10 protein-coding genes are annotated in these 11,039 nt (G+C 72.4%); 5 read left to right on the top strand and 5 right to left on the bottom strand.

Going from position 1 to position 11,039, the window contains the following annotated elements; all coding sequences use genetic code 11:
* Window positions 1–15 precede the first annotated feature (15 nt).
* From AC29IT_RS13080 to AC29IT_RS13060, 5 genes are all read left to right on the top strand, one after another.
* The gene (locus AC29IT_RS13080; RefSeq protein WP_358435446.1) at window positions 16–885 is read left to right on the top strand and encodes an FCD domain-containing protein; all 870 of its coding nucleotides are present in this window, start codon (window positions 16–18) and stop codon (window positions 883–885) included.
* 40 nt (window positions 886–925) lie between these two features.
* Entirely contained in the window at window positions 926–3,547 is a 2,622-nt protein-coding gene (gene acnA / locus AC29IT_RS13075) for an aconitate hydratase AcnA (RefSeq protein ID WP_488218839.1), read from the top strand.
* A 224-nt stretch (window positions 3,548–3,771) separates the two neighbouring features.
* Window positions 3,772–5,532, top strand: coding sequence for a transglycosylase domain-containing protein (locus AC29IT_RS13070; RefSeq protein WP_358435438.1), 1,761 nt, complete (start codon window positions 3,772–3,774; stop codon window positions 5,530–5,532).
* Between the two features lie 90 nt (window positions 5,533–5,622).
* The gene (locus AC29IT_RS13065) at window positions 5,623–6,300 is read left to right on the top strand and encodes a type 1 glutamine amidotransferase domain-containing protein (RefSeq protein ID WP_358435435.1); all 678 of its coding nucleotides are present in this window, start codon (window positions 5,623–5,625) and stop codon (window positions 6,298–6,300) included.
* A 37-nt stretch (window positions 6,301–6,337) separates the two neighbouring features.
* On the top strand, window positions 6,338–6,925 hold the full coding sequence (locus AC29IT_RS13060) for a TetR/AcrR family transcriptional regulator (protein WP_488218838.1): 588 nt from the start codon (window positions 6,338–6,340) through the stop codon (window positions 6,923–6,925).
* Between the two features lie 167 nt (window positions 6,926–7,092).
* Here the strand turns inward: AC29IT_RS13060 and AC29IT_RS13055 are convergent, their stop codons facing one another.
* The 5 genes from AC29IT_RS13055 to AC29IT_RS13035 all read right to left on the bottom strand — a co-directional run bounded on the left by AC29IT_RS13055 (window position 7,093) and on the right by AC29IT_RS13035 (window position 11,027).
* Complete coding sequence (locus tag AC29IT_RS13055) at window positions 7,093–8,391, bottom strand: aspartate aminotransferase family protein (protein WP_488218837.1); 1,299 nt, start codon at window positions 8,389–8,391, stop codon at window positions 7,093–7,095.
* A 70-nt stretch (window positions 8,392–8,461) separates the two neighbouring features.
* A complete protein-coding gene (locus AC29IT_RS13050) occupies window positions 8,462–9,343 on the bottom strand; it encodes an SAM-dependent methyltransferase (protein ID WP_488218836.1) in 882 nt (293 codons plus the stop codon).
* A 422-nt stretch (window positions 9,344–9,765) separates the two neighbouring features.
* On the bottom strand, window positions 9,766–10,119 hold the full coding sequence (locus AC29IT_RS13045) for a hypothetical protein (RefSeq protein ID WP_358440851.1): 354 nt from the start codon (window positions 10,117–10,119) through the stop codon (window positions 9,766–9,768).
* Window positions 10,120–10,423: 304 nt separating this feature from the next.
* A complete protein-coding gene (locus AC29IT_RS13040; protein WP_488218835.1) occupies window positions 10,424–10,765 on the bottom strand; it encodes a DUF8129 domain-containing protein in 342 nt (113 codons plus the stop codon).
* A gap of 46 nt (window positions 10,766–10,811) precedes the next feature.
* Window positions 10,812–11,027 carry a hypothetical protein gene (locus tag AC29IT_RS13035; RefSeq protein ID WP_358440854.1) on the bottom strand — a complete coding sequence of 72 codons (216 nt, stop codon included), beginning with the start codon at window positions 11,025–11,027 and terminating at the stop codon, window positions 10,812–10,814.
* Window positions 11,028–11,039 lie beyond the last annotated feature (12 nt).

Here is an 11,039-nt window from a genome sequence, read left to right as displayed (position 1 = left end):
CGCGGCGAGGAGATCATGGCCCCCACCATCGAGATGCAGGTCATCGACCTGATCCGGCGTTCCGGCCTGGAGCGGGGCGCGCACGTGCGCGAGCAGTGGGCGGCCGATTCGCTGGGCCTCTCCCGGTCGCCGGTGCGCAAGGCGCTGTCCGCCCTCGCCGAGCTGGGCCTGGTGACCCGGCAGCCGAACCGCGGCTACTTCCTCAACCGCTCGGCGGCGGAGCTGGCGCACGTGGACCTCTCGGCGGGCGACGCCGTGGAGGACGCCTACTTCCGCATCGGTGACGACCACCTCAGCGGCCGGTTCTCCGGCGAGTTCACCACCGCCGAGGTGTGCCGCCGGTACGGCCTCACCGCGCGGGAGGCCGACCGGGTCCTGCTGCGGATGGAGCGGGAGGACCTGATCCGGCGCAGACCCGGCCGCGGCTGGGCGTTCCAGCACCTGCTGACCACGGCGGAGGCGCACGACCAGAGCTACCGGTTCCGCATGATCGTGGAGCCGGCGGCGGTGCTGGAACCCGGGTTCGCCGTGGACGCCGAGAAGTTCGCGCTGCACCGCGAGCAGCAGCGGGCCCTGCTGCACGGGGACGCGCTGCTGCTGCCGCGCGGTGAGCTGTTCCGGGTGAACGCGGAGTTCCACGAGATGGTGGTGGGGTGTGCGGCGAACGCGTACCTGCTGGACGCGGTCAGCCGGGTCAACCGGGTGCGCAGGCTCGTCGAGTACCGGCACCAGACGGACCGGCAGCGGTTGGTCCGGCAGGCGCGGGAGCACCTGGAGCTGCTGGACCTGCTGGAGGCCGGGGACCGCGAGGCGGCGTCCCGGTTCCTGCGCGGCCACCTCGACGAGGTGCGCGCGGTGAAGACGCGGTTGCCGGGAACTCGCTGAACCATTTTGTTTTTCTTCGCGTATTCGTACAATCAACACCATGGTCGGAACCGCTGAACTCACCGTCGGCGAGCGCACGCACCGGTACGTCCCGCTGCGGGAGATCGCCTCCGAGGCGGAGCTGGCCGCGCTGCCGCACGCCATCCGCGTGCTGCTGGAGAACGTGGCCCGCCGGGCACCCGCCGCGCTGCCCGCCGTGCTGCGCCGGGCGCGGGACCGCACCGGCGACTGCGAAGTCCCGGTGCACCCGAACCGGATCATGCTGCACGACACCACCTGCCTGCCCGCGCTCGCCGACTTCGCCGGCATGCGCGACGGGATCGCCGAACTCGGCGGCGACCCGGAGCTGCTGCAGCCCGCGATCCCGGTGGACCTCACCGTCGACCACTCGGTCATCACCGAGGAGTACGGCACCGCCGACGCGGCGGAGCGAAACCTGCTCATCGACTTCCGGCGCAACCGGGAGCGCTACGAGTTCATCAAGTGGGCCGAGGGCAGCGTGCGGAACTTCCGCGTCGTGCCACCGGGAACCGGCATCATCCACCAGGTCAACATGGAATCCCTCGCGCGCGTGGTGTGGGCGGACGAATCCGGCGACGTGCCCGTCCTGCACCCCGACCTGCTGGTGGCCACCGACAGCCACACCCCGATGATCAACTCGATCGGGGTGGTCGGCTGGGGCGTCGGCGGGCTGCAGGCGCAGGCGGCGATGCTCGGCGAGCCCGTCGTCATCCCGTTCCCCACCGTCGTCGGCGTGCGGCTGCTGGGCCGGCTCCGCAGCGGGGTCACCGCGACCGACCTGGCGCTGACCGCGACCGAGGTGCTGCGGGCGCACGGCGTCATCGACAAGTTCGTCGAGTTCTTCGGCCCCGGCGCCGCCGACCTCGGCTGGGCGGACCGCGCCGCGGTGGCGAACATGGCGCCCGAGTACGGCGCCACCTGCGCGTACTTCCCGTTCGACCGGCAGGCGCTGGACTACCTCGAACTCACCGGCCGCGATGCCGAGCACCGGGCCGTGGTGGCGGCGTACCTGCGGGCGCAGGGGCTGTTCCGCACCGGCGCGGAACCCGACCCGGTCTACGACGAGCTGCTCACGCTCGACCTGGACGCGGTGGAACTGAGCGTCGCCGGCCCCCGGCTGCCGCACGCGCGGCTCCCGTTGTCCCAGGTGCCCGCCGCCTTCCGCGCCGCCGCCGGGGAGCAGGAACCCGCCGTGGGCGCCTTCGACGAGCCGGTCCCGGCGGGCGGCATCGCCATCGCCTCCATCACCAGCTGCACCAACACGGCGAACCCGGCGCTGATGGTGCAGGCCGGGTTGCTGGCGCGGCGGGCCGCCGAACGCGGGCTGCGCGCCAAGCCGTGGGTGAAGACCTCGCTGTCACCGGGTTCCCGGGTCGTCAGCGACTACCTCGACGCGGCCGGGCTGCTGGCCGCACTCGGCGACACCGGGTTCCACGTCGCCGGGTTCGGCTGCATGACCTGCATCGGGAACTCGGGGCCGCTGCACCCGGTGGTGGACGAGCTGGTCGACGACGGGTTCGCGGCGACCGCGGTGCTCTCCGGCAACCGCAACTTCGCCGGGCGGGTCAACCCGAAGATCGGCCACTCGTTCCTGGCGTCCCCGCCGCTGGTCGTCGCCTACGCGCTGGCCGGATCGGTGCTGCACGACTTCGAGTCCGAACCGCTCGGGCACGACCGGGACGGAGCTCCGGTGCACCTCGCCGACCTGTGGCCCTCCGACGACGAAGTGCACCGGGTCGTCGCGGAATCGGTGCGGCCCGAGATGTTCCGCGCCAACACCGACCGGCTCCGCGACGGCACCGCGCACTGGCGGGAACTGGGCGCCCCCGGCGGCACCCGGTTCCCGTGGGACCCCGGATCGACCTACATCCGCCGGCCGCCGTACGTGGCGGGCCTGCCTCGGGAGCCGCGCGGGGAGCTCGGGTTCGCCGGGGGCCGCGTGCTGCTGCTGCTCGGCGACGACGTCACCACCGACCACATCTCCCCCGCAGGAGCCATCCCCGCCGACAGCGCAGCGGGCCGGTACCTGCGGGAGCGCGGCACCCCGCCGCACGACCTGAACCAGTACTCCACCCGGCGCAGCAACCACGAGGTGATGCTGCGCGGGGCGTTCACCAACCGGGCGGTGGTGAACCGGCTGCTGCCGGAGTCGGAGGCGGGGACGGGTGCCCGTGCGCTCGACGCGGCCGGGCGACCGGCTTCCGCGCACGACGCCGCGCTGTCCTGCCGCGCGGCCGGAATTCCGCTGATCGTCGTCGCGGGCCGGAACTACGGCGCCGGATCCAGCCGGGACTGGGCGGCGAAGGCGCAGGCGCTGCTGGGCGTGCGCGCGGTGCTCGCCGAGAACTTCGAGCGCATCCACCGCAGCAACCTGATCGGCATGGGCGTGCTGCCGCTGCTGTTCGAGCCAGGCGAATCCGCCGCCGACCACGGGTTCGGCGCCACCGACGAGCTCGCCCTGACGGTGCCGGCGGAGCTGGTGCCGGGCTTGAACCGGCTCCACTTGGCGATCACCCGGCGGGACGGGGCGGTGCGCTCGCTCACCGTGCTGCTGCGGATGGATTCGGACAGCGAGATCGCCTACCTGCGACACGGCGGCACCCTCCCCTACGTGATCCGCCGGGCACTGCCGCGGGGGTGAGCGCTCGCCGCACGTCTCCTTCGGCTACGCCGACGAGTCCGATCCGGCGAACGCGCTGCGGATGCCCCGCGCCGCGCTCGCCGAGATCACCCGGTTCCACCGCTGACACCAGCCGACACCGCTGACGCCGGCCAACACCACCGCCGACACCGCTGACGCCGCAGACACCGCGATCTGCGCCGAACCGATGGAACATCCGGCGCGGAACCGGCAAGATCACCTGGATGGACGAGGACACGACCGCGGCCCGCCCGCCGCGGAAGCGGTGGCGCCGCGCGCTCGCGGGCGTGCTGATCGCGTGCGCCGCGCTGCTGCTGGCCGGCGGGACCGCGTTCGGCGTCGGCTACCTGGTGTGGCCCATCCCGGACCCGGTCGAGATCGCGGCCCGCACCGATCAGTCGGTGCTGATCGCGCACTCCGACGGCACCGAGCTGACCCGGATCGTGCCGTCCTCGGGGAACCGGACCATGGTCGACGACCTGCGCGCGGAGGTGTCGGAGCCGATGCGCAACGCGACCCTCGCCGCCGAGGACATCTCGTTCTACCGCAACAGCGGGTTCGACCCGATCGGCATCCTGCGGGCCGCGTGGTCGCAGGTCACCGGGGGCGTCGGCGGCGGCTCCACGCTCACCCAGCAGTACGTCAAGCTCGCCACCGGCGCCGACGAGCACAGCTACACGCGCAAGTTCAAGGAGGTCGTGCTCGCGGTCAAGGTGACCAACGAGCTGCCCAAGGACGAGATCCTGCAGGCCTACCTGAACACCGCCTACTACGGCCGCGGCGCGTACGGGGTGCACGCGGCGGCCGACGCGTACTTCGGCAAGCGGCCCGCCGACCTGGACCCGAGCGAATCGGCGCTGCTGGCCGGGATGGTGCAGCGCCCGACGGAGAACGACCCCGCCTACGACCCGGAGCAGGGCCGGGCCCGCTGGGAGTACGTCGCCGGGCAGCTGCGCGGGCACGACCTGGTCGACGAGGCGCAGGGCGCGGCGATGCGGATGCCCGCCACCCGGGAGCGCTTCGCCTGGCGCGGCGAATCGCTGTCCGGCACCACCTACGAGATCCGCCAGCAGGTGCTGGAGGAGGCCGAGCGGGCGGGCTTCACCGAGGACACCTTGCAGCGCGGCGGCTACTCGGTCGTCACCACCATCGACTCCGTCGCGCAGCGCTCGGCGGAGGAGGCCGTCGCCGAGGTGACCGCCCGTGCGCCGGGATCGCACGCGGCGCTGGTCGCGATCGAGCCCGGCACCGGCGAGGTGCGCGCCTACCACAGCGGCACCGCGGCACCGGGCGGCTACGACTGGGCCGCGGCACCGCAGTACCCGGGCACGGCGTTCGAACCGTTCGTGCCGTTCCTGCGGCCCCCGCCGCCGCGGGTCGCGCAGGTGGCGCCCTGCGAACGGGAGTGCACCGGCGCGCAGGAACAGGTCGAGCAGACCGCGGCGCGACTCGGCTTCGACACCGGCGCGTGGCGGTCCGGCCCGGACTTCTTCGAGCGGCTGGAGGCGGGCGAGCAGCCGGTCAGCGCCGTCGACGTCGCGCACGCCTACGCGACGATCGCCGCGAACGGGCAGGAGCGGAAGCCGCGGATGCTGGGCGAGATCCGGGACAAGGAGGGCCGGGTGGTGCTGTCCGCCGAGTCCGCACCGCGACCCGCGTTCGCCGCGGACGCCGCCGACTCGGCGGCGCTCGCGGACGAGATCGCCGGTGCCCAGTGGCCGGGGTCGGCGGACCGGCGCGGATCGGCGCGCCAAGTGGTGGAGCGCGGCTGGTACCACTCGATGACGGCGTGGACGAACGGGTTCAACCCGTGGCTGTCGACCTCGGTGGTGCTCAGCGCCGCGGACGAGCAGAACCGGCAGCGGCCGCTGGTCGGCACGGACGGGCGCCCGTTGGACGGGACGAACGCGACCGACGACATCTGGCGCCTGTTCGACCTGGGCCGCGTCACCGGTGTCGCCGACGCACCCCCGACAGATCAGTAGACCGGTCGTCTAGAATAGAGATCGGCCGGACGGGGAACCCCGGACGCGGGCCCCGCCCGACCGAACCGCAGCCGACGTGGAAAGCAGCTCATGAAGGTCTTGATCGTCCTCACCTCGCACGACCGCCTCGGCGACACCGGGAACCAGACCGGTTTCTGGCTGGAAGAGCTCGCCGCGCCCTACTACCGCCTGCAGGACGCCGGCGCCGAACTGGTGCTCGCCTCCCCGCAAGGCGGCGCACCCCCGCTCGACCCGAACAGCAGTGCACCCGACGCGCAGACCGACGCGACCCGGCGCTTCGAAGCCGATCCGCAGGCGACCGCCGCGCTCGCCGCCACGGTCCGGTTGGACTCGGTGTCCGCCGACGACTTCGACGCCGTCTTCTACCCCGGCGGGCACGGCCCGCTCTGGGACCTCGCCGAGGACCAGCACTCGATCCGGCTGATCCAGGACGTGCTGGGCGCCGGGAAACCGGTCGCGCTCGTCTGCCACGCCCCCGGCGTGCTGCGGCACGTCGTGAACCCGGACGGTTCCCCGCTGGTGCGCGGCAAGCGCGTCACCGGGTTCACCGACTCCGAGGAGGCCGCGGTGCAGCTCACCGAGGTCGTGCCGTTCCTGGTGGAGGACGAGCTGAAGTCCCTCGGCGGCGACTTCTCGCAGGGCCCGGACTGGTCGTCCTACGTGCTGCGCGACGGCCTGCTCATCACCGGCCAGAACCCCGCTTCCTCGGCCGCGGCCGCCGACGAGCTGCTCGCACTGCTCTCCTGACCGGAGACCGTTCCAGCGGCTGGGTAACCTTGGCGCCATGACCAGGAAGGACACCCGCACCGCGCTGCTGGACGCCGCGCAGCGGATCTTCGCGAACAAGGGCTACGCGGCGGTGGGCATCAAGGAGGTGCTCACCGAGGTGGGCGTGCCGAAGGGGTCCTTCTACCACTACTTCGGGTCGAAGGACTCCTTCGGCGAGGCCGTGCTCGACAAGTACTTCGCGGAGTACCTGGCCGAGGTGGACCGGATGCTCGCCGAACCCGGCGCGGACTGGGCGACGCGGCTGCTGCGCTACTGGGACTCCTGGCACGACACCCAGGGCCTGGACGACTGCCAGGGGCGGTGCCTGGCGGTGAAGCTCGGCGCGGAGGTCGCCGACCTGTCCGAGCCGATGCGGCGCTCGCTGCAGGCGGGCACGACCGCGGTGATCGACCGGCTGGAGATCGCGATCACCGGCGGCCGGGAGGACGGATCGCTGGCGCCGCAGGGCGAATCCCGCGCGCTCGCCGAAGCCCTGTACGAGCTGTGGCTCGGCGCCAGCGTGCTCGCGAAGGTCCGCCGCGAGCTCGTCCCGCTGGACGGCGCCCGCGCGGTGACCCGCACCCTGCTCGGCCTCCGGCCGTGAGGCGGCTGGTCCGCGGCCCGCCGTCCGCCGGCCCGACTCCGCCGTCCACGGCCCGCCGTCCGCGGACTCCTGGCCTACGCCCGCGAGCCCGCAAGCCCGCAAGCCCGCAAGCCCGCAAGCCCGCAAGCCCGCAAGCCCGCAAGCCCGCAAGCCCGCAAGGAAGTCCCCTACCCCACCACCGCGCGCAGCGCCGCCTCCAGCCGGTCCACGCCCTCGTGCAGGTCGGCGTCCGCGATGGTCAGCGGCGGCGCGATGCGGAAGATCCCGCCCATGCCGGGCAGCTGCACGATGTTCACGTGCAGCCCCCGCTCCAGGCAGGCGGCGGTGACGGCGCGGCCGAGGTCGTCGGCCGGGGTCTTGCTCGCCTTGTCCGTCACCAGCTCGATGCCCTGCAGCAGGCCGCGACCGCGCACGTCCCCCACCACCTCGTACCGGTCCTGCAGGTCCAGCAGCCGGGACCGCAGCTCCTTGCCGAGCAGCGCGGCCCGGGACACCAGGTCGTCGCGCTCCAGCACGTCGAGCACGGCCAGCGCCACCGAGGCGGCGAGCGGATCGGACACGTGGGTGGTGAAGAACAGGAATCCCCGCTCGTGGCAGGACTCCTCGATCTCCGGCGAGGTCAGCACCGCGGCGACCGGGATGCCCGCGCCGAGCGTCTTCGACAGCGTCAGCAGGTCCGGCACCACGCCGTCGCGTTCGAACGCGTACATCGTGCCGGTGCGGCCGAGGCCGGTCTGCGCCTCGTCGAGGACCAGCAGCATGCCGCGCCGGTCGCAGTGCTCGCGCAGCTTCGCCAGGTAGCCCGCGGGGAGTTCGATGATGCCGCCGGAGGACAGGATCGGTTCCACCACGCAGGCGGCGAAGTTCCCGGTGGACTGCTGATCGACGAGCCGGAAGCCGTAGTCCAGTTCGGACTCCCAGTCGTAGGAGCCGTCGGCGTGCCGGAACGGCGAGCGGTAGGCGTCCGGGGTCGGCAGCGTCAGGTTCCCGGGCACCGGCGGCCCGTACCCGCGGCGGCCCGCGGAGAACGTGGCGGCCGCGGCACCGGAGGTCATGCCGTGCCAGGAGCGGTCGAAAGCGACGACCTCGTAGCCGCCGGTGTGCAGCTTCGCCATCTTGATGGCGGCCTCGTTGGACTCGGCGCCGGTGCTCAGCAGCAGCATCCGCTCCAGCGGGTCCGGCAGCGTCGCGGCGAGCCGCTTGCCGAGCTCCACGACCGGCCTGCTCAGCATTCCCGAGTAGAGGTGGCCGAGGTTCGCGACCGCCTCCCCCGCCGCGCGCACCACGTCCGGGTGCGCGTGGCCGAGCAGCGCGCTCATCTGCCCGGACGTGAAGTCCAGGATGGCGTTCCCGTCCGAGTCGTGGACGTGCGCGCCCTCGGCCCGCTCGATGATCCGCGGGGTGAAGGGCCCGCCGTACCTGACGAGGTGGTCGGCGGCGAACCGCCAGAAGTCCTGGTCGTCCACTGTCCGCTCCCGGCTCGGCGCCACGTGTGCGACGCCGAGCCTAACGATCGGTGGCGGGACGGCAAGGGTGCTAGCCGCGCGGCTTGAGCGGTTTGCGCCCGACTCCCGCCCAGATCCCGGACTGCTCGGGGTGCTCGAACCCGAGGTCCTTGGTGTGGTTGGGGCTGCGGTCCTCCGGGTGCCACTCGGACGTCCAGGCCATGCCCGGTTCCATCAGCTCGAAGTCGCCGAGCAGGCCTTCGATGTCCTTGCGGGGCCGCCAGATCACCGGGCTGGAGGAGCGGTCGTACATGGCCTTGATGCCCGCGAGCTTGTCCTCCATCTCCGGCAGCACCCCGTCGTCGGTGATGTGCGAGATCACGAGGTACGAGCCGGGCGGCACCAACTCGCGGTAGCGGGCGACGACCTGCTCGGAGACGTCGGTGCCGTCGGGTCCGAACTGCTGGACGTGCAGGACCGCGATGAGCAGCACCGCGATCGGCTTCTCCAGGTCCAGCACGCCGGTTTCGAGCGCGCGCTGCCACAGCTTGTCCGGGTTGCGCAGGTCCGCGTTGACGGCGGCGTGCCGGTTCGGGTCGCCGTGCTTGTCCAGCAGCACCTTGGAGTGCGCGACGGCGACCGGCTCGTTGTCGATGTAGACGACGCGCGAGTCCGGTTCGATCTCCTCGGCCACCGAGTGCGTGTTGCCCATCGTCGGCACGCCGGATCCGATGTCGATGAACTGGTGCACGCCGTGCGCGACCAGCCGCCGCACCGCGCGGTGCAGGAACAGCCGGTTGCTGATCGCGATCGGGCGCAGCAGCGGGTACTTGTCGATGACGCTGCGCCCGAAGGCGCGGTCGATGGCCCAGTTCGCGTCGCCGCCGAGGTACCAGTCGTACACCCGGGCCACGCTGGGCTTGGTCAAGTCCGCGGTTTGCGGTGGGTACGGGTCCTTGCCCGAGACGCTCATACGTGTGATCTTCCTGCCGCCGCCGAGAAGCCGTCCGCACACTGTAGTACTCCGCGTGCACGCTGTGATCCACGCGCGGTCACCGGACCGCTCCAGCGCGGAACCACCCCTCGGGGACCAGGAGAGAAGCCCGGAACTCCCCCACCCGACACGCCGAACCCCGCCCGGCCGCGCGGGCCGGGCGGGCGACGGCACCGCAGGCACCCCGGAAGAACCCGACGGGTCGTGCCGTCTTCCTGTCCGCGGCGAAGCCGCTGATCGGCGACCACGCAAGACACCGGCACCGCCGCGGGTTCTCAGCGGTTCCCTCGCGAGGACAGCGATTTCTCCTGTGGCGGAGCCACCGGTGAAATCGATCCCGCAGCGAGGGAACCGCTGAGGTTCCGCCACCTGCCCCCCTGGCAAGAGGAGCCGAGAATCCTTCAGCAGCCCTTGATCATTTTTTGGATGGAGCCGGAGAGCCCGTGGTTGAACTCCTTGCTGCTCTTCTTCCCCGCCGGCATCGACAGGCACTCCAGCCAGGTGTTCTCCGCGTCGGCGAGCTGCACGCTGACCTTGGCGGTGGTGGAGCAGTGGTTGTTGTAGTAGACGCGGGTGTTGATGGTGCCGGTCGACCAGGACAGGTTCGCCTTGCCGCCGGTGCAGCTGACCGAGTAGGTGTGGTCGGCCTTCGTGGTCGCGTCGGGCGCGGCGGAGGCGGGTGCGACGAGCAGCGCCATGCAGGCGGCGGTGCCCGCGGTCGCTCCGGCGATGCGGCGGAATGCCTTCGAGTTCATGCGAGTTCCTCCCAGTGCGCGGCCGGGTTCGTCGGCCCGGCCATCGGTTTCACCGTGCGGCGCTCACCCCCGGAGCACCGCACGCCGATGACGTTAGGGAGTGCTCGCGGCCGGTTTCCAGCCAACTTTGACCAAAGCCGCCGCGGCCCGGCCGAAGCTTTGTGCGCTTCGCCCCGAACAATGCGCACAATGCGTTGACCTGTGAGGACGGGCCGTCGAGGAAGTCGCGCGAACATGCGGAGGCCCCCGCCTCGCTGAGCGCTCGGGTGCGCTGGCGCTGCGGGGGCCGGGCGGCGGTGCCGCCTCATTCGCCGTGCTCGATGCCCTTCCCGGTCGGGCCGACGGTGCCGTGCCCGGTGGAGCGGCCCGGTTGTGCCGGGGCGTCCGGGGTCACCGGCGAGCCGGTGCGCTTGTGCTCGGACACCTCCGGCATCTGCTCCTGCGACCCGCCCGAGGGCGTGGCGCCCCGCTCCAGGTCGTCGAGGCGGCTCGTGAGCAACGTGATCACCGGGGCCCGTGCGGCGTGGTCGCGCTCGTGGTCCAGCAACGACCGGATCTCGTCCTCGTCCAGCGCGCGCATCCGGTGGCGCAACGTCCCCAACGGCAGTTCGTCGTAGTCGGGCAGCGGGAGTTCCTGCTGTGCCAAGGCCTCCTCCTCACTTCTCGCGGCGTCGCTTCGGCTCGGGTGCGGATCAGGCCGGGACGACCGGCACCACCCAGCCGTCGTCGGCGGTGGTCCAGTCGGCTCGGCGGGTCCAGCCGGCTTCGCCGAGCGCCTCGTCCGCCTGTTCCGGGCGGGAGATCTCGGCCGGGAGCGCGAGCCTCGTCACCGGGGACCCCCGGTCGTCCCGCACGATGATCTCCGGGGCTCCGCCCGCGTTGGTGATGAAGTGCGCGTTGTCGGCCATGTGCCGCGGGCC

The sequence above is a fragment of the Saccharopolyspora sp. MMCC62 genome, from assembly GCF_057736575.1.
Note: the sequence above shows the minus strand (reverse complement) of the source record. Positions and strands in the feature narration are given on the sequence as shown.